Origin of the sequence: Lentibacillus kimchii, assembly GCF_042666895.1 — a bacterium.
Classification (GTDB): Bacteria; Bacillota; Bacilli; order Bacillales; family Amphibacillaceae; genus Lentibacillus; species Lentibacillus kimchii.
In genome coordinates, this window is record NZ_JBHTGR010000010.1 from 131551 (window position 1) to 148834 (window position 17284).

Here is a 17284-nt window from a genome sequence, read left to right on the forward strand (position 1 = left end):
ACCTGCCCTGTAAAGGACGGGTCAGCTTTTTTAACATGCATTCAGGACCGGAACCGGTGCAGGAAACTTTGCAGCCGTTCATTATTGGAGTTTTCGAGTACATCTGCAGGCGGTCCTTCTTCAACGATGACGCCGTTATCGAGAAAGAGAACACGGTCAGCGATATCACGGGCAAATTCCATTTCATGTGTCACCAGCACCATCGCCATTTCGCCTTCCTTGGCAATGTCACGAATGACTTCCAGAACCTCACCGACAAGTTCCGGGTCAAGCGCTGAGGTGACCTCGTCAAACAGCATGACGTCCGGACGCATGACCAGTGCCCGCGCCATGGCAACACGCTGTTTCTGTCCGCCTGATAGCTGGTTTGGATATTGATCCAGCTTATCACCGAGGCCGACTTTCTCCAGCATTTCGGTGGCCCACTGTTTAGCATCTTGCTTATCCGCTTTTAACACATGGATGGGTGCTGTCATACAATTATCCAGAATCGTCATGTGAGGAAAAAGATTGAAATGCTGAAAGACCATCCCGACATTTCCGCGGACCTGCCGTAAATGGTTTTCATTGGCCGGGACTATTTCACCGTTTTTTTCCATTTTCCATAAATTCTGGCCATCAATGATAATATCGCCCGATGTCGGCTCCTCAAGTGTCATCATCATGCGGATGATCGTTGTTTTCCCAGATCCGCTCGGGCCGATAACCGCTACTTTCTCAGCTGGTTCAATATCCAGATTGATGCCTGTCAGGACTTCCGTATCCCCAAACGATTTATAAACATCTTGATAACTTACAATCGGTTCTGTCATGACGATGCAGCTCCTTCTTTATCGTTGATCGTTTTACTGCCGGTTGGCTCATTTTTATCAAAACGCTGATTCATTTTCCGCTCCAGTTTATTAATCAAAAGGGCGGATGGGTAACTCAGAACAAGGAACAGGACGGCCACAATGGTCAGTGGCTCCAAATACCGGAAATGCTCGGCACCGTATGAGTTTGCCAGATTCAGAATACCGACAACACCGATCGTGGATGCCAGCGGAATTTCCTTGAACATGATAATGAAATAGTTCCCCAGCATCGGGATGGTTGGCGGTATGGCTTGCGGTAAAATGACTTTTAGCCATTTGTCCTTAGCAGAAAAGTTAAGGGCCCGGGAGGCTTCCCATTGGCCTTTATCAACGGCTTCAATACCGGAGCGATACACCTCGCCGATATAGGTGCTGAAATGAATACCGAGGCCGATAATAGCGCTTGCGAACGGATTTAGAGCAAATCCCACAACCGGCACCATTGGCCAGGCATAATAGATGAAAAATAGCTGGACAAGCGGTGGTGTTGAGCGAATAAATTCCATAATCCACTTAAAGAGCCAGTGTAAAGGCCGAATCCGGATAGCATTTAAAAAAGTCCAGACGAAGCCGAATATCAGGGCAAATAAATAGGTTGCAAGGGTCAGTCCCACTGTAATGCCAAGACCTTGTATGATCATCGGAAAAGCATCAAGGAATGTATCCCATTGCCAGTTGCCACTATTCATCAGCTAGTCACCCCTTTCTTCGATGCTTCCTCCATTTTTCGGGTCAGCCAGATTAATGGCAGTGCCATAATGAAGTAGAATACAAGCACTAGGAAATAAACCGTTGGTGCGTGTGACAGATCATTGCTCCTGAGAATGTCCCCGTAGTATAAGATATCTGTCATGCCGATCAGGGAGACAAGCGAGGTTGCCTTCAGCATCTGGATAAGATAATTACCAAACTCCGGAAGCATCATACGGAGAGCTTGTGGGAATATGACCAGACGCATACGCTGGAAGCTCGACATATTCAAAGCTGTTGCTGCCTCTGTCTGGCCTCCTGAAACGGATAAAATGGACCCGCGCACAATTTCAGACATATAGGCGCCATAGTTTAAACCGATCGCCAGAATACCGGCGAGGTAGTTACTGCCAAGGTCAATGCCAAATAAGATCGGCAGTGCATAAAAAAGCCAGAACAGCTGAACGATCAGTGACGTACCGCGAAATACTTCAACATAAAAGACCGTTATATATTTGATAATCGGATTTTTGGATAAGCGGCAAAAGCCAGCAATAAATGCCATCAAATAGCCAAGAATGATGGACCCGATCAATACTTGAACCGTTATTTTCACACCTTGCATAAGCGTCGGAAATATCTCAGCAATGGCAGTAATAACAATCACTCCTTCTTAGAATTCGGTTGATGATAATAAAATAGGGTCAGACCCCCTGAGAGGGAGTCCGACCCTATGGAGTCATCATGCCGAAATATGCTACTGAGTTATCAAGCTGAGATTAGTATTTTTCACCACTGCAGATCGCTTCAGTCGTTTTATCTTCTGGTGGAGCGTTCGTGTCGGGATTGTAGCCGTTCTTCTCCAGCAGATCAGCAACTGTTCCGTCATCAATCAGTTTTGCTAATTCTTCATTATAAGCTTCGCGAAGCTTTTCATTATCCGGATTAAAAGCAGCGGCGCCATAGCTTGGAACGCCTTCGATATCCGGCTGTTCAAAGTCTTCGACAAATTCAAGATTATCATTGTTGGCTGATTCAAGTGCCATTTTAACGGTCATTTCAGTACCGGTTGTTGCGTCGGCACGGCCGGATTCCACAGCGGAAAATGTAGCTGGGATATCTGCAACATCCTGAATCTGACCTTCTTCAACACCTTCTGTCTTCACATATTCAATTTCGGTTGCGCCGGACATAATGGTGACAGAAGCGCCTGTTTCAGCTATATCACTGTAACTGTGCAGGTCCTTAGGATTGCCTGCTGGGACAATCAGCCCTTCCCCATACGTCATTTCCGGTTCGCCAAAGTCGACGTTTTCACAACGTTTTGGGTTGATTGCCATCCCTGAGGTAATCACGTCAAATTTACCTGCGTTAAGCCCAGGGATTAATTGATCATAGTCTGATAGATGCCCTTCAACATCGTCCACACCCAGTTCTTTAAACACGGCTGTTGCAATATCAACGGCAGCGCCTTTCAATTCGCCGTCTTCTTCATAGCCATATGGTTTTTCGTTTGCAAATCCAACGGTAACGGTTCCTTTATCCTGAATTTTGGCAAGTCTTGAGTCACCGTCACTTCCGCTATCTCCGTCACCGCCGCTGGCATCACCGGAATCATCTGAACTGCAGGCTGCCAGGATGAGCATTAAAGCGGTAAAAATCAATACGGCTAAACGTTTTTTCATCGTTTGAATGACCTCCCATAATGTTTAAGTAAAGCAGATTCAGCATTATCTTTGCTGCTCGCTTAGTACTTTCTGTCTGCAGACATATTCCCTTTTTTGCAGGCCACCCCCCTCGAGTCAAAATGAAAATCGGGTCTTTATAGGCTATTCCGCACTGAAAACGTGTAATAAAAGTCAGTCAGGAAATGTCTGTAAATGGTCATATAATTATGTTAAATAAATTTTCAAAGCGGTTCAAGCCTGATTTTTTTTGATAATTAGGACTAAGCCGTTATTAGATTCGTTTGAGGGAATTGTCCTTATCTATACCGAATGTTGCTCGTAAATAGCTTATATTCCTTTTATATGCTTGAAATTTATGGTTATGATATAATATTCAATTAATTAGACTAGTTTAAAATCTGGTTCGCCAGCAGTTTTACATGGGATGTGATTCAAACTGGCCTGCTGACTATGGAGGAAGCAGATTCGTTAGAGGGACTTGGAATCGAAGTGGTCAGGTTGACTGTGTTATAATGATTGCGGAATCTGTGCCAGCAGATATCAAAATTTTTATTGGGATGGGGGCAGCACTAATGGAAATAATAATTTGGATTGTTATTGCTGCACTCTTTATGGCGAGTTTCGCTGGGATTCTGTTTCCGGCTATCCCATCGCCTTTAGCTGTCTGGGCCGGGTTTTTGCTTTATCATTTTGTTTTGAATGCTGATGAACTTGGCTGGCCGTTTTGGACAGCGATGGCAGTATTGACAGTTATTTTGCTTGGTGCAGACGTCTTGGCCAACAGTTATTTCGTGAATAGGTTTGGCGGCAGCAAGTGGGGTGAACGCGGTGCAGCTATTGCTGTGATAGTTGGATCGTTTGTGATTCCGCCGTTTGGCATTCTGCTTTTACCCTTTATAACGGTGTTCGTTATTGAATTGATGCAGGCTAAAACAATGCAGAACGCTCTCAGAGCAGCTGCTGGGTCATTGATCGGATTTTTCAGCGGAGCGGCTGCGAAAGCCGTCATTCAATTAGCGATGATTATATGGTTTTTGCTTACAATTATAATTTAAAGAAAGGGTGTTCTTAAATGAATCTTCCCAAACGCGTTGTAACCATTGCTGGATCGGCAGCCGGAGGAAGTGCTGGTATTCAGGCCGATCTGAAAACATTTCAGGAACTGGATGTCTATGGCATGAGTATTGTAACAGCGATTGTCTCGCATCATCCGGAAACAGATAAGAATGTGCACCCGCAGACGATTGAGGCGATCGAAGCGCAATTTTCAACAGCTGCGAAACAGGTCGGCATGGATGCACTCAAAACAGGCATGCTGTTTTCCAGAGACATTATTGATAAAGCAGCTGATTTGATCGCGGCATCAGATGTGCCGATTAAAGTGGTTGACCCGGTTATGGTCGGAAAACTTGATTCCAAGCTTTTGGCAGATGATGCAATTGATGTGTTAAAGAAACGGCTGGTGCCGATGGCGGATGTGATTACGCCCAATGTGCCAGAAGCCTCTTATCTATTGGACGGGCGCGAAATTGCAACCGTTGCCGATATGAAACAAGCTGCCATCGATTTGTATGATCTGGGGCCGCAGTATGTGCTTGTTAAAGGCGGCAGACTTGAAGGCGCGGCTGTGGACATTCTGTATGATGGCGAAACCCTGACAGCATTCGAAGCACCGCGGATTGCAACAGACAATACGAGCGGTGCTGGCTGTACGTACTCGGCCGCGATCACGGCTTATATGGCTCAAGGCTATGACATGCCGGAAGCCGTCCGTCTGGCCAAAACTTTTGTAACGACAGCAATTGAATATGGGTTTACCTACACCGATATGGTAGGTCCTACTTATCACGCGGCACAGCGTATGAAGGGGGAGACTCATTCCATTAAAGTGGATAAGCTCTAGTCAGATTGGTTCAGTTATAATGAGATGTGGTGTCTGTCCAGGCTGATCGGTTTATGTGGCGGATATATGAAAGTGTCATAATCTGTCTGTGTTAAAATAAGGTGTATCATAAAGCATTGCGCAGGCAGTTAACTAGTTTGAAAAGGATGTGCCATAAATGGGGAAACGCGCGTTGATTAATGTGGATTATACGGTTGATTTTGTAGCGGATCATGGGAAGTTGACAAGCGGTAAACCAGGACAGGCTATCGAGAATGCTATCGTATCCATCACCAACGATTTTATCGCTGCAGGCGACTTTGTCGTCTTTGCGATTGATGCACATGAAGAAGGGGACACCTATAACCCGGAAACGGCACTATTTCCGCCGCACAATATTATCGGAACAGAAGGCCAGGAACTGTATGGTTCCCTGGCATCGGTATATGCGGATAATCAGCATAAAAGCAATGTCTATTATTTCGATAAGTCGCGCTACAGTGCTTTTGCCGGTACAGATTTGGACATTAAGCTGCGTGAACGCGGAATTGATGAGATTCATATAGTTGGTGTCTGCACGGATATTTGTGTGCTGCACACAGCGATTGATGCCTATAATAAAGGCTATAACATTGTCGTCTATCAGGATGCTGTCGCGAGTTTTAATGCAGCCGGACATGACTGGGCGCTTGGCCATTTTCAGAATACACTGGGCGCGACCGTGTATTAAGGGAGGCTCCAGCCGCACGCGGAAAACAATATCTGTTTCTGGAGCGGTGTTTGAGCAGTCTTATTTCAGCCGTTGAGACCGCATGCCTTGACTTTAACGGCTAGGCCATATATATTTGAACACAATAGTTGAAACGCTGATAAGGATAAGTACCATTAAGAGATCTTTACAGAGAGGAAATGGCTGGTGCGAATTTCCAGGATCGAAAATGGGAACCTGCCTTTGAGTTCGCCATCGGGATGGCTTCGCCTGAAGATGTGCGCGGTTTATCACCGTTATGATATCAAGTGTGCAGCCGTTACGAACGTCTGTAAACAAGGGTGGTACCACCAGACCTCGGTCCCTTATTAAGGACGGAGGCTTTTTTATATTCAAGAGACCTGCGAACCGTTTCAAAGATGTTGTAGAACGAGCGTGCTTGCAGCCACTATCAATATGTTCAGGAGGGGTGACTTTTGTGAGTAAAGATAAACAATACGTTGAAAAAATAACAGCCATGGAGGACGACTTCGCCCAGTGGTATACAGATGTCGTCAAACAGGCGGAGCTGGTTGATTACGGGACTGTCCGCGGAACAATGATCATTAAACCGTACGGATTCGCGATCTGGGAGAATATTCGTGATGAGCTGGACAGACAGTTTAAAGAAACCGGTCATTCGAATGTTTATTTTCCATTGTTCATTCCAGAAAGTATGCTGCAAAAAGAGAAGGATCACATTGAAGGCTTCGCACCGGAAGTGGCCTGGGTCACACACGGCGGGGAAGAAGAATTGAGCGAACCGATTTGTGTCCGGCCGACATCTGAAGTGCTCTTCGGTGATTATTATGCCAAAAATGTTCATTCCTATCGTGATTTGCCGAAGCTGTATAACCAATGGAGCAACGTTGTACGCTGGGAAAAAACGACCCGGCCATTTTTGCGCTCATTGGAATTCCTATGGCAGGAAGGGCACACGGCTCATGCGACACGTGAGGATGCTGAAGCTGAGACGAGCCAGATGCTCGATATCTATACGGAACTTTGCGAAAATTATCTGGCGTTCCCTGTTGTGCGCGGCAAAAAGACAGAAAGTGAAAAATTTGCCGGCGCCAATTATACGCTAACGATTGAAAGTCTGATGCATGATGGTAAAGCGCTGCAATCCGGGACTTCGCACTATTTAGGCACCGGTTTTGCCGAGGCATTTGATATCCGTTTTCTGGATGAGAACAGTGAGGAACAGCCGGTTCATCAAACGTCATGGGGCATGTCCACCCGCATTATGGGCGCCTTGATTATGGTTCATGGTGACAACCGCGGGCTGAAGATACCGCCACGAATTGCACCGACACAGGTCATGATCGTGCCAGCCGCCCAGCACAAGCCCGGCGTTCTTGATAAGGCATATGATCTTCGTGATCAGCTGCAGCAGCTTGTTCGCGTCGATATTGATTCCAGCGATAAACAACCAGGCTGGAAGTTTAATGAATATGAAATGCAAGGCATCCCGGTTCGCCTGGAGATCGGACCAAAAGATATTGAAAAGGAACAAGTCGTGCTTGTCCGCCGTGATACCGGTGATAAGGAATTCGTGCCATTGGCTGAACTGGAGTCAAGGCTGCCGGCTCTGTTGGAAGACGTGCAGCAGAATCTGTATGATCAGGCCCTGAATCATTTACAAGAGACCACTACAACAGCGGTTAACATGGATGAATTTAAGCAGGCCCTGGAGACGTCTCCAGGCTTCATAAAAGCGATGTGGTGCGGTGATGAGGCATGTGAAGATAAGATTAAGGATGACACATCAGCTACGTCGCGCTGCATTCCGTTTGAGCAGGAGGCCATCTCTGACACGTGCATATGCTGTGGTCGTGAGGCGAAAGAAATGGTCTATTGGGCGAAGGCGTATTAATTGAGGACTGCTTGCAGTCAGATAAAATGTCTCAAATAGCAGCAATGAAACGAGCTGTCTCTTGATATAGGGGCAGCTCATTTTAGGATTGCAGTGCTTTTTCGATGTCCTGCTGGATTGTCTCTGGCTTTGTCTGCGGCGCATAACGCTTAAGAACCTGACCTTGCTGGTCGATCAGAAACTTGGTGAAGTTCCATTTAATTTGTCTGGTGACTATCCCTTTGGCATTATCTGTCAAGTAGGTGAACAGCGGATGCGCATTGGCACCTTTGACGTCAATTTTACTGAATATCGGAAAACGGACATTGTACTGACTTTGGCAAAAGGTGGCGATTTCCTCATCAGATCCTGGATCCTGACTGTTAAATTGGTTGCACGGGAAACCCAAAACAGCGAAGCCTCTATCTTTATACTGTTCGTACAGTTTCTGTAAACCATCCAATTGCGGTGTGAAGCCGCATTCGCTGGCTGTATTGACAATCAGAAGCACGTTTCCTTCATACGCGTCCAAAGGTTGTTCCTGCCCGTCGATCATTTGGGCTGAAAATTGATAGATACTCATGATATTCGCCTCCAGTCAACTCACCATACCAATTCCAAATATAAATGTCAAAAAATTTAATCATAATTAGGATCTTTTAATCGTTGTGCTATGTTAAACGAATCATACCCGGGAAAACAGGGTATAGCCGTTAATATCAAGGGGGTTTTCTCTATTGGCGTCACTCTTCTTTTTCTGGACAGGATGTGCTATGATGATATCAATTATTGTGGGCTTGGCTGATAAACGTAATGGAAAGGAAGTGTCTGTTATTGCGAAAATCACTTGTACTTAGTTTTATGTTGCTGTTGTTAGTCGCAAGTGCCTGTTCAAGTGGCGGAAGTCAGGAAGAGCATGAGAATAATGCAAGCAATGGGGATATCCGTCAAACGACAAGCTCTATCACAGAAATGCCCAGTTTTTTGGATGAAACGTCTGATGATCTGAAAAATCTTTATAAAGCCGTCGCACAGAACCAGGATTTGCTGGAATCCATTCCGTGCTATTGCGGGTGCGGTGAATTCGGCCATACAAGCAACTATGACTGCTTTATCAATCAAAATAATGCTGATGGATCACTTGTCTGGGATAATCATGCCATCAAATGCCAGACGTGTCTGGATATTGCGGTGGAATCCGTTATCGCATTCAGTGAGGGGACATCGGTCAAAGAAATCCGCAGCACGATTGATGAAAAATATCAGGACGGAAATTATCCGGAGCCGACACCAACGCCGGAAATATAGCACCAGGAAGCGGGCGCTTTCGATTTGGGAACGACTTGTTTTTATATATCGCAGGCTTGGTGACTGGAGCATCAGGTGTGAGCAGGTTCAACTATAAAATTGGCTGGCATGTGTCGTCCGGCTCAATGCCGTCGACATGCCAGCCAAAAGCTTGTCTCATCTATAGATCAGCTTAGAAATTAACATCTTGTCCATAGAATGCTGCTTCATAAAGTTTCTTCATTTCTTCCGTGGATGTTTCGCGCGGGTTGGTGCCCGTGCATGGGTCTTCGACAGCGTGTGCCGCCATTTCATCGACATGCGCTTTGAACATTTCCTCGGATACGCCGTAGTCTTTGAGCGTATGCGGAATATTCATTTGCGTGTTCATACTGTTGATCCATTCGATGAGTGCATCTGTCAATTCGCTGTCTGACGTGCCCTCAAGACCGATACGTTTGGCATAAGCGGCAAAACGGTCTTCCACGACAGCCCGGTTAAATTGAATAACATACGGCAGGTAGATGGCATTGGCACAGCCGTGTGGTATACCGAATGTCGGTCCGCTTTTGTGTGAAAGACTGTGAGCATTTCCGAGCACGGCGTTAGCGAAAGCCATTCCTGCCATTGCTTGTGCATAGTGTACTTGCTCACGTGCATCCATATCACCGTTATACGAATTCACCAGATTTTCTTCAAGGACTTCAGCCCCTTCGAGAGCCAGGGAGTCAGTAAAGATGGTGCGCGGCTTGGCGACGTATGCTTCGATTGTATGCGTGATGGCGTCCATGCCGGTATAGGCTGTTATATGCTTAGGCATGGATTCGACCATGACCGGATCAATAACAGCGATATCAGGTGTTAATTCGAAGTCCGCCAGTGGATACTTGAATCCTGTCTCTGATTCAATGATGACAGACAGGTTTGAGATCTCGGAGGCACTCCCGCTTGTCGTTGGAATACCGATAAATTTAGCCTTTCCTCGCAAGTTAGGCAGTTCAAATGGCTTGGTGGCATCCTCAAATGACAGGTCAGGATGCTCATAAAAGACCCACATGGTTTTGGCGGCGTCCATCGGAGAACCACCGCCGATGCCGATTATCCAATCAGGATTAAAGTCGTTCAGGATCTCGACACCTTTATTAATCATATCGGTTTCTGGTTCTGTTGTGATGCCATCAATAACGGTTGTTTCCATGCCGCCGTTAGTAAGCTTTTGTTTGATCTTGTCCAGGTTTCCGTTTTCTTTAACAGAATTTCCGCCAATAACGAGCGCGGCTTTTGAACCTTCCAGTGACGTAAGCACGTCAAGTGCATTTTCCCCAAAGTAAATATCGCGCGGAATTGTAAAGCGATTCATGCTGTATACCCCCAAATTACATTTTTTGAACAGCCGATAGGGACTGGCTGCCGTTACATAAGACAAATCTTATGTGTACATTGATTATTGTAAACCATACTGAAAACGTTATGTAAGTACGCACTTTGGGTTTACTTAGTGTGCTGCAGGATACTGTGAAGCCGCCAGGTTTGCAAATATATGGCAAAGCAGGATGATATCGTATCACGAAAATATGCTCTAAAATAGAAGGCATGGAGCTTAAATGGAGGCGCATATTATGGGACATGCCTGCAGAAAGACATATAATTGTGAGAAAGAATTGACCCTGGATGTCATAGGCGGCAAGTGGAAGATGCTGATTCTGTGGTATTTAGGAAAAGAAGGCACGAAACGTTTTGGAGAGCTTCGGTCATTGATTCCTGGCATCACGCAAAAGACACTCACAAACCAGCTCCGTGAACTTGAGGAAGATATGATTATCCACAGGGAAGTGTATCCGGTTGTCCCGCCGAAAGTGGAGTATTCATTGACGGAGCAGGGGTGCAGCTTAATGCCGATCCTCGAAGCAATGAATGCATGGGGGCGGCATTATATGGATACGGTTATGAAAATGAACGCTAATGCCGAAAAAATACCTGATAAGGAAACAAACTAAAGCCTGAGCTGTTCCAGACAGCCCAGGCTTTTTATGTGGAGTGAATAAAATATTCTTATCACCTGTCCGTATAAAAAACAAATCGGCATGATCAGAATGCCGATTTGTTCTGTAGATTAAGCTTCTTGTTTGGTCTGTTTTTCTTCTTCAATAACCGCGAGTCTGCGGCTAATCTCGTCCTGGGACAAATGGTGCTCCCGTACATACAGGTTTTCCTGGCTGATGCGGCACTCATGGGTGCAGCCGCGCATGTATTTATGCTCATTTTCCTCTGAGCAGATAATCTGTTTGTTGCACGGCGGGTTGGCGCAGTTGACATAACGTTCGCAAGGCTGGCCGTCAAAGTGGTCCCGACCGACAACAACATGCTCGTTCTGATTAATGGGCACCGAAATGCGTTCATCAAACACATAGCATCTGCCGTCCCAGAGGTCGCCCTGGACTTCCGGGTCTTTGCCGTAACTGACAATGCCGCCGTCAAGCTGTCCGACATTCTGGATGCCTTCTTCCATCAGCCAGCCGGTAAATTTCTCACAGCGGATGCCACCTGTGCAATAAGTGAGCACTTTTTTATCTTTCAGCTGCTCTTTATTGTTGCGGATCCAGTCGGGCAGTTCACGGAAAGCATTAATATCCGGCCGGATGGCACCGCGAAAGTGGCCGAGGTCATATTCATAATCATTCCGGGCATCCAGAATGACTGTTTCCTCTTCCTGCATCGCGTCATAAAATTCTTTCGGCGAGAGGAACTCAGCAGTTTCTTCCAGTGGACTGATATCCTCATCTTCATTCATTTTCATGCTGACGATTTCCTGACGATGCCGCACATGCATTTTTTTAAAGGCATGCCCGTCATGCGCATCAATCTTAAACGTCATGTCCGCAAAACGCGGATCCTGATGCATGGCTTCCATGTATTGTTCCGTCTGTTCGACTGTCCCGGATACGGTTCCGTTCAGTCCTTCATCCGCAACAAGAATGCGTCCTTTAAGCCCCAGTTCCTGACAGAAGGCCAAATGCTCCTCTGAAAAGGTTACAGGGTCGTCAATCGGGGTAAACTTGTAATAAAGCAGCACTTGATAAGTCTGGTCTGCTGTCATGTTAATACCACCTTCATTTTGTATTTGCAAGATACAAATGCAGTGGATAACTTATTATAATCTTGCAGAAGGGTATTTTATCATGATTCGATGGGATTTGCCAGTGGCGGCTATTTAAGAAACTAAAAACTTTCTTTGTGATGCTCCTTGCATTTTAGCTAAAATGGGCGTACAATGAAAAATAGCAAAGGAAATTGAAATTAGTAATACTTTACGATCTCTTTTGAACAAGTGGTGTAAGTATTTCGTTCAATGGATTTGCACATATTTGGATAAGGGAGGTCGTTTAGTATGATGACCGGTACAGTAAAATGGTTTAGCGCCGACAAAGGGTATGGCTTTATTGAACGCGAAGATGGTGACGATGTTTTCGTTCACTTCTCAGCGATTAATCAAGAAGGTTTCAAAACCCTTGAAGACGGAGAAACGGTTGAATTCGAAATCGTTGAAGGTGACCGCGGCCCACAAGCTGCAAACGTCACTCGTCGTCAATAAATAGTAATCCATAAAATGGTTTATCTCATCCGTGGGATAAACCATTTTTGTTTAAAGACATCACGATCGTCATAAAAAGGCGGCGTTCTGCAGCAATGACAGTCCTCTTGCAGGTGACGAGACTATGAAAGGTGTGCAAAACGTATGGACAAGCAAGATATCGAACAGCAGGTTATTGCCAATTTTCAGCAGGATGAAAAAATGATGATTCTCGTGTATGCACAGTGGTGCATTAACCGTGACCGTGATCCGGAAACTTTATATGAACGTGCATACCCTGGACAACTGGCCAATCAGGCTTTGCAGGATGCTCTGGAACTCACGGTCCCTAAACAGGAGTCCGAGACCATTGCTGATGCAACTGTGCTTAACATTCTGCAGCTGTTTGAGAATGATGATCTGGCGTTTGTTGTGCAGGAAGTCATCGATGCTGATAAACAAAAACGTACTGATTGATTGATGCAGAAACCGACTGTAAACTGGAAATGGGGAAGTGCTAACGAATGAATTGGCATGTTAAATCATTTCAGGAATTGACGAATGACGAATTATTCGCTCTGATGAAATTGCGGGTGAATATTTTCGTTGTAGAACAGGCGTGTGCGTATTCTGAGCTCGATGATTACGACCGCCAGGCGCTTCATTATTTTGCTGAAGACGATGGTGATATCGTCGCTAATGTCCGGCTCCTTCCACGCGATACGGCTTTTAAAGAGCCATCCATCGGAAGGGTTGTGGTTGCTCCGGAATACCGGGGTGGCGGTTATGGGCGCAGAATCATGCAAAAAGCAATGCACTATATCGCCGGTCAGTGGCATGAGCCAGTTATTAAATTAAGCGCTCAAACACATTTAAAGTCCTTTTACGGGGAACTTGATTTCCGGCAACTATCGGATGCTTATCTCGACAGCGGCATTTCCCATGTTGACATGATTTGGGAACAGAAATAAAGTATCAATCATCTGTATCGTCACATAGTATGATTAGTGATTCCTTTTATGAAAAATGCACACTTTTTTAGGAATGGAGACTGACATCTATGATGACGAGACAGCAGCAACAAGCGTTAAAAGATACCCTGACCAAACGGCAGGATACATTAATCAGGCAGGTGCAGGACCACTTTGGGACCTCGCTTGAACTGGCTAAAGAATCAATGGATGAACTATCCAATTATGATAATCATCCTGGTGATATGGGAACAGAAATGTTTGAACGGGGCAAAGATATAGCACTTAATGACCATGCGGAACAAGAACTGCAGGACATCAATGCAGCTTTGCATGCCATTGAAGATGGCACTTATGGCATTTGCCGGGAATGTGGTGTGGATATTCCATTTGAGCGCCTCGAGGCTATGCCGACAGCTGATCACTGCTATGAACATGCCGACCAGGCAAATAACCTGGAAAAGGATGACCGGCCTGTTGAGGAGGATGTGTTCAGTCCTAATCTTAATCCTGGAGGCGTTTCCGGGATAAATCAAACTGGCTATGATGCTGAAGATGCGTGGCAGGATGTAAGCCAGTATGGTACATCGGAGACGGCATCTGACTTCTACGGTGACCAGGAAGATTATGATGCCATGTATGTTAACAGTGATGAACGCGTCGGCAGTGTAACAGATGAAGAAAGTTTTTTGGCCGCTGATCAGGAAGGCCATTTCACAGGTGTAACCCCGAATCATCAGGACTACGAAGACGCGGGGCGGACAGACAGTTATAATCATTACTGATTCAAATCTAAAGGGCCGCCCATACCATTGGCGCCCCTATAGGGAGATGATGACCGTGGAGGAGAATCGCGGCTGTGTTAAATGCGGCAGCAGGGATGCTGAACAGAAAGACGTCGCCATGACGGGGACAGGCCTCTCCAAAATGTTTGATGTGCAGAGCAACCAGTTCGTTGTGGTTTCATGCAAAAACTGCGGATACTCTGAATTTTACAACAAACAGAGTACAACTGCTGGCAATATATTTGACTTTTTCTTCGGTGCTTAAAAAAGCGCCCTGTGCTGTTGGTCTTGCAAAAGGACTGCAGCGCAGGGCGTTTTTTTATCTGTTAGTTAGCCGTTGAAGAAGGAATTCGTGATACTGCTCAAAACGGAGGCCAGAAATGATTGGACAAACAGGCTGAATACCAGCATAACGATGATAAAGAGTCCGATCAGGACGTAAATCCGGTCGAATCCATCCGGGGCATGTTCCATAAAGATAAAGGCTGGTGCTATCAGCAGAAATCCCAGCAGACTGATCAGGACCAGAATTCCAGCAAATATGGGAATGCCAATTAAAAACAGAATAAGACTTATAATAAATAAAAGGCCGAACGGGACTAAATAAGCACCGTATTTGGCGATGACAACGGAAAAAGTCGACCGCTGAACGGCCAGTCGGGCACCAGCAAAGGTGAGGCCGGCAATTAAAAATTCCAGCAGGAGAATCGTTATAAAAGGCAATAGAAACCCGTCTATGAATAACATAGGCCCATAAAACCCTGTTGGTATGGTATTGAGTACAGCTAAATAACTGAAGGCCAGCAGCAGGGCAAACAGAACCATGGTGATGATGCCGGATATCATATCTGACTGGTTCGCTCGTCTGGCTTCGCTCGGTTTTTGAATGAGTGTCGCCAGGAAATGCCCGAAATCACCGCTTGTCCGTTTGATCTTTTCCCCAAACGCTTCAGACGGGGAAGGTGGACTGCTGGTCGCCTCCTCAGGTGACGTTTTGTATTCTTCAGCTTTATTTACGTGTTCGGTGCTTTCCTCAGGCTGCGTGAGGCTGGTGCCGCAATTTGTACAGAACTGACCATTTGTAACATATTGACCGCACGAGGGACAATGCATATCGTCACCTCCATTTCTTGTAACATTTATCAGGATACAGGTTCACTGCCAGTATACGTGCTGATCACCATCTTATCCAGTTTAACATGTTTATAAAAATGAAGAGGCTGGGACAAAAATGCGAACCACTTGCGTGACTGAACCGCTCCGGAGAAAGACGTCGCTTTCCGCGGGCGGCTGGTGAGCCTCCGAAGCGCCGGCGCGCTCCGGGGTCTCACCTATCCTTTGCTCCCGCAGGAGTCTCCGTCTTTTCCTCCGCTGAATCGGAGCATTGTTCGACGCTTGAGTTAGTCGCTTTCGTTTTGTCCCAGCCTCTTTGTCATAGCTGGATACGCATTGGACTGCTGCTCATTATGGTAGCTGCCGCCGCTTTTGCGGCTGTTGTTGCTGTTGCTGCTGTTGCTGCGCCTGTTGCTGTGTCTGCTCTCGTTCAGCAAGCTTGAGTGACACTTTTTGCGCTTCACCATTACGGTAAATTTGCAGTTTTGCAGTATCGCCGACATCTGCTTTGTTATATAAATACTTTCGTAAGTCCAATAAGTTTTTAATCTTATTGCCATTGATTTTCGTAATCACATCGAACTGCTTCAAGCCCGCGCTATCAGCTGGAGAACCAGAATCAACTTTCGCTACGACCATGCCGTCTTTAGCTTTTTTGGGTACTTGAATCTTATCACGATAGCGTGGCGGCACCTGATTAATGGATGCTGTGCTGACACCAATGAATGGCCGGGAGATGCTGCCCTCTTTTTCAAGCTGTTCTATCATTGGTTTCGCACTGTCAATTGGAATCGCAAAGCCAATTCCTTCTACAGTGGTTTTAGCGATTTTCATCGAGTTGATGCCGATAACCTTGCCATCTTTGTTGACCAGGGCACCGCCGCTGTTGCCTGGGTTGATAGCAGCATCTGTCTGAATGACTTGCGTAACCCAGTCGGGCTGGCCGTTTCCGCTTGTATCCATGCTGACTGAACGATTAAGACCGCTGACGATCCCTTTCGTTAACGTGTTCGCAAATTCCATTCCGAGCGGGTTGCCGATGGCTACAACAGTGTCCCCGACTTTCATGTCATCGGATGATCCGAGGTTGGCAACGGTATCGATTTTCGACCCGTCAACTTTCAGAACAGCCAAATCACTTAAGTTGTCGGCGCCCAGAACCTTGGCATCAAGCTGTTCTTCATTGTTGAGGGTGATGTCCACTTCCTGAGCGCCTTCGACAACGTGATTGTTTGTGACAACATAGGCATTGCCATCTTCTTTTTTATAGATGATGCCTGAGCCTGTTCCAGATTTTTTGCTGGGTTCCCAAACACTTGTCTGCTGCTTGCGGGTAACGCCAACGACCGCATCGGCTGCCTCATCCATGTTTTTGGCTGTAGCAGCACCGTCAGAGGTAATGGTTTTGGCCACTTTTGCTGATTCAGAGGCCTGGCTGCTGTTTGTGCTGGTGGAGGCTGCCTGATTGTTGCCGCCGGTTGGTATAATATTTGTTGCAAACAGTACAGCGATAATGACCGCTGATACGATGCCGCCTAAGATGCCGCTGAGCAGATTGTTGCTGGATTTGCGCTGTTTTGGCTTGTTGGGCTGGCTGTTTTGGGCATTTTGTCTGGCATTTTGTGTAATACCTGTGTTTTCAGGGTCCGCCCGCCGGCTTGATTCATTTGACTCGTCTGATTCGTTCGATTCGTATTCTGGTGGATCCTGCTGGCCGTCGTTCTCATAATGATTTGTTTGGTCGTTGTCATTATATTTGTTATCCATGACTAGCTCACCTCGTTACGTTATGATGATTTCAAGTGTTATTATAACCATAACATTTGGTTGTTTTTTGGTA

20 protein-coding genes and 1 other annotated feature are annotated in these 17284 nt (G+C 46.1%); of the genes, 11 read left to right on the top strand and 9 right to left on the bottom strand.

Features of this window, described 5'->3' with window-relative positions; all coding sequences use genetic code 11:
* Positions 1–41 precede the first annotated feature (41 nt).
* From ehuA to ehuB, 4 genes are all read right to left on the bottom strand, one after another.
* Entirely contained in the window at positions 42–812 is a 771-nt protein-coding gene (ehuA, locus tag ACFQU8_RS06415) for an ectoine/hydroxyectoine ABC transporter ATP-binding protein EhuA (protein WP_382358368.1), read from the bottom strand.
* On the bottom strand, positions 809–1543 hold the full coding sequence (ehuD, locus tag ACFQU8_RS06420; protein ID WP_382358369.1) for an ectoine/hydroxyectoine ABC transporter permease subunit EhuD: 735 nt from the start codon (positions 1541–1543) through the stop codon (positions 809–811). The genes ehuA and ehuD overlap by 4 nt, the downstream gene beginning before the upstream one ends.
* Positions 1543–2202, bottom strand: a complete 660-nt coding sequence (gene ehuC, locus ACFQU8_RS06425; RefSeq protein ID WP_382358408.1) for an ectoine/hydroxyectoine ABC transporter permease subunit EhuC — start codon at positions 2200–2202, stop codon at positions 1543–1545. Before ehuC ends, ehuD begins: the two co-directional genes overlap by 1 nt.
* Before the next feature lie 121 nt (positions 2203–2323).
* Complete coding sequence (ehuB, locus tag ACFQU8_RS06430) at positions 2324–3229, bottom strand: ectoine/hydroxyectoine ABC transporter substrate-binding protein EhuB (RefSeq protein WP_382358370.1); 906 nt, start codon at positions 3227–3229, stop codon at positions 2324–2326.
* 575 nt (positions 3230–3804) lie between these two features.
* On the opposite strand from ehuB, the gene ACFQU8_RS06435 reads away from it, so the two are divergent.
* The 4 genes from ACFQU8_RS06435 to proS all read left to right on the top strand — a co-directional run bounded on the left by ACFQU8_RS06435 (position 3805) and on the right by proS (position 7738).
* Positions 3805–4287, top strand: coding sequence for a DUF456 domain-containing protein (locus tag ACFQU8_RS06435; RefSeq protein ID WP_382358371.1), 483 nt, complete (start codon positions 3805–3807; stop codon positions 4285–4287).
* A 17-nt stretch (positions 4288–4304) separates the two neighbouring features.
* On the top strand, positions 4305–5135 hold the full coding sequence (gene thiD, locus ACFQU8_RS06440) for a bifunctional hydroxymethylpyrimidine kinase/phosphomethylpyrimidine kinase (protein ID WP_382358372.1): 831 nt from the start codon (positions 4305–4307) through the stop codon (positions 5133–5135).
* A 157-nt stretch (positions 5136–5292) separates the two neighbouring features.
* Positions 5293–5844, top strand: a complete 552-nt coding sequence (locus ACFQU8_RS06445) for a cysteine hydrolase family protein (protein ID WP_382358373.1) — start codon at positions 5293–5295, stop codon at positions 5842–5844.
* A 127-nt stretch (positions 5845–5971) separates the two neighbouring features.
* Positions 5972–6192: a binding site (T-box leader), on the top strand.
* A 148-nt stretch (positions 6193–6340) separates the two neighbouring features.
* Positions 6341–7738, top strand: a complete 1398-nt coding sequence (gene proS / locus ACFQU8_RS06450) for a proline--tRNA ligase (RefSeq protein WP_382358409.1) — start codon at positions 6341–6343, stop codon at positions 7736–7738.
* An 82-nt stretch (positions 7739–7820) separates the two neighbouring features.
* On the opposite strand, the gene ACFQU8_RS06455 is transcribed toward proS, so the two are convergent.
* Complete coding sequence (locus ACFQU8_RS06455; protein ID WP_382358374.1) at positions 7821–8300, bottom strand: glutathione peroxidase; 480 nt, start codon at positions 8298–8300, stop codon at positions 7821–7823.
* Positions 8301–8551: 251 nt separating this feature from the next.
* On the opposite strand from ACFQU8_RS06455, the gene ACFQU8_RS06460 reads away from it, so the two are divergent.
* Positions 8552–9025 (top strand): PCYCGC motif-containing (lipo)protein, encoded by a 474-nt coding sequence (locus ACFQU8_RS06460; protein ID WP_382358375.1) that lies wholly within the window; start codon positions 8552–8554, stop codon positions 9023–9025.
* A gap of 172 nt (positions 9026–9197) precedes the next feature.
* Here ACFQU8_RS06460 and ACFQU8_RS06465 read toward each other — a convergent pair whose 3' ends face one another.
* On the bottom strand, positions 9198–10364 hold the full coding sequence (locus ACFQU8_RS06465) for an iron-containing alcohol dehydrogenase (RefSeq protein ID WP_382358376.1): 1167 nt from the start codon (positions 10362–10364) through the stop codon (positions 9198–9200).
* Positions 10365–10623: 259 nt separating this feature from the next.
* On the opposite strand from ACFQU8_RS06465, the gene ACFQU8_RS06470 reads away from it, so the two are divergent.
* Positions 10624–11001 (top strand): winged helix-turn-helix transcriptional regulator, encoded by a 378-nt coding sequence (locus ACFQU8_RS06470; protein WP_382358377.1) that lies wholly within the window; start codon positions 10624–10626, stop codon positions 10999–11001.
* Positions 11002–11117: 116 nt separating this feature from the next.
* Here ACFQU8_RS06470 and trhO read toward each other — a convergent pair whose 3' ends face one another.
* Complete coding sequence (trhO, locus tag ACFQU8_RS06475) at positions 11118–12101, bottom strand: oxygen-dependent tRNA uridine(34) hydroxylase TrhO (protein ID WP_382358378.1); 984 nt, start codon at positions 12099–12101, stop codon at positions 11118–11120.
* A 294-nt stretch (positions 12102–12395) separates the two neighbouring features.
* Between trhO and ACFQU8_RS06480 the strand changes: the two genes are divergently transcribed.
* The 5 genes from ACFQU8_RS06480 to ACFQU8_RS06500 all read left to right on the top strand — a co-directional run bounded on the left by ACFQU8_RS06480 (position 12396) and on the right by ACFQU8_RS06500 (position 14596).
* Positions 12396–12596, top strand: a complete 201-nt coding sequence (locus ACFQU8_RS06480) for a cold shock domain-containing protein (protein WP_382358410.1) — start codon at positions 12396–12398, stop codon at positions 12594–12596.
* A 144-nt stretch (positions 12597–12740) separates the two neighbouring features.
* Positions 12741–13052, top strand: a complete 312-nt coding sequence (locus tag ACFQU8_RS06485) for a hypothetical protein (RefSeq protein WP_382358379.1) — start codon at positions 12741–12743, stop codon at positions 13050–13052.
* Between the two features lie 47 nt (positions 13053–13099).
* Positions 13100–13546, top strand: coding sequence for a GNAT family N-acetyltransferase (locus ACFQU8_RS06490; RefSeq protein WP_382358380.1), 447 nt, complete (start codon positions 13100–13102; stop codon positions 13544–13546).
* Between the two features lie 89 nt (positions 13547–13635).
* A complete protein-coding gene (locus ACFQU8_RS06495) occupies positions 13636–14331 on the top strand; it encodes a TraR/DksA C4-type zinc finger protein (RefSeq protein ID WP_382358381.1) in 696 nt (231 codons plus the stop codon).
* A gap of 55 nt (positions 14332–14386) precedes the next feature.
* Positions 14387–14596, top strand: coding sequence for a zinc ribbon domain-containing protein (locus ACFQU8_RS06500; RefSeq protein WP_382358382.1), 210 nt, complete (start codon positions 14387–14389; stop codon positions 14594–14596).
* Positions 14597–14661: 65 nt separating this feature from the next.
* Here the strand turns inward: ACFQU8_RS06500 and ACFQU8_RS06505 are convergent, their stop codons facing one another.
* Entirely contained in the window at positions 14662–15444 is a 783-nt protein-coding gene (locus tag ACFQU8_RS06505) for a hypothetical protein (RefSeq protein ID WP_382358383.1), read from the bottom strand.
* 351 nt (positions 15445–15795) lie between these two features.
* A complete protein-coding gene (locus ACFQU8_RS06510; RefSeq protein ID WP_382358384.1) occupies positions 15796–17211 on the bottom strand; it encodes a S1C family serine protease in 1416 nt (471 codons plus the stop codon).
* Positions 17212–17284 lie beyond the last annotated feature (73 nt).

Bases quoted from the DNA above. Each gene is read 5' to 3' on its own strand.
- ACFQU8_RS06485 (WP_382358379.1), top strand. From the start codon at position 12,741: ATGGACAAGCAAGATATCGAACAGCAGGTTATTGCCAATTTTCAGCAG.
- ACFQU8_RS06480 (WP_382358410.1), top strand. From the start codon at position 12,396: ATGACCGGTACAGTAAAATGGTTTAGCGCCGACAAAGGGTATGGCTTT.
- ehuB (WP_382358370.1), bottom strand. From the start codon at position 3,229: ATGAAAAAACGTTTAGCCGTATTGATTTTTACCGCTTTAATGCTCATC.
- ACFQU8_RS06495 (WP_382358381.1), top strand. From the start codon at position 13,636: ATGATGACGAGACAGCAGCAACAAGCGTTAAAAGATACCCTGACCAAA.
- ACFQU8_RS06490 (WP_382358380.1), top strand. From the start codon at position 13,100: ATGAATTGGCATGTTAAATCATTTCAGGAATTGACGAATGACGAATTA.
- ACFQU8_RS06455 (WP_382358374.1), bottom strand. From the start codon at position 8,300: ATGAGTATCTATCAATTTTCAGCCCAAATGATCGACGGGCAGGAACAA.
- ehuA (WP_382358368.1), bottom strand. From the start codon at position 812: ATGACAGAACCGATTGTAAGTTATCAAGATGTTTATAAATCGTTTGGG.
- ACFQU8_RS06470 (WP_382358377.1), top strand. From the start codon at position 10,624: ATGGGACATGCCTGCAGAAAGACATATAATTGTGAGAAAGAATTGACC.
- thiD (WP_382358372.1), top strand. From the start codon at position 4,305: ATGAATCTTCCCAAACGCGTTGTAACCATTGCTGGATCGGCAGCCGGA.
- ACFQU8_RS06435 (WP_382358371.1), top strand. From the start codon at position 3,805: ATGGAAATAATAATTTGGATTGTTATTGCTGCACTCTTTATGGCGAGT.
- ACFQU8_RS06445 (WP_382358373.1), top strand. From the start codon at position 5,293: ATGGGGAAACGCGCGTTGATTAATGTGGATTATACGGTTGATTTTGTA.
- trhO (WP_382358378.1), bottom strand. From the start codon at position 12,101: ATGACAGCAGACCAGACTTATCAAGTGCTGCTTTATTACAAGTTTACC.
- ACFQU8_RS06510 (WP_382358384.1), bottom strand. From the start codon at position 17,211: ATGGATAACAAATATAATGACAACGACCAAACAAATCATTATGAGAAC.
- ACFQU8_RS06505 (WP_382358383.1), bottom strand. From the start codon at position 15,444: ATGCATTGTCCCTCGTGCGGTCAATATGTTACAAATGGTCAGTTCTGT.
- ACFQU8_RS06465 (WP_382358376.1), bottom strand. From the start codon at position 10,364: ATGAATCGCTTTACAATTCCGCGCGATATTTACTTTGGGGAAAATGCA.
- ehuD (WP_382358369.1), bottom strand. From the start codon at position 1,543: ATGAATAGTGGCAACTGGCAATGGGATACATTCCTTGATGCTTTTCCG.
- proS (WP_382358409.1), top strand. From the start codon at position 6,341: ATGGAGGACGACTTCGCCCAGTGGTATACAGATGTCGTCAAACAGGCG.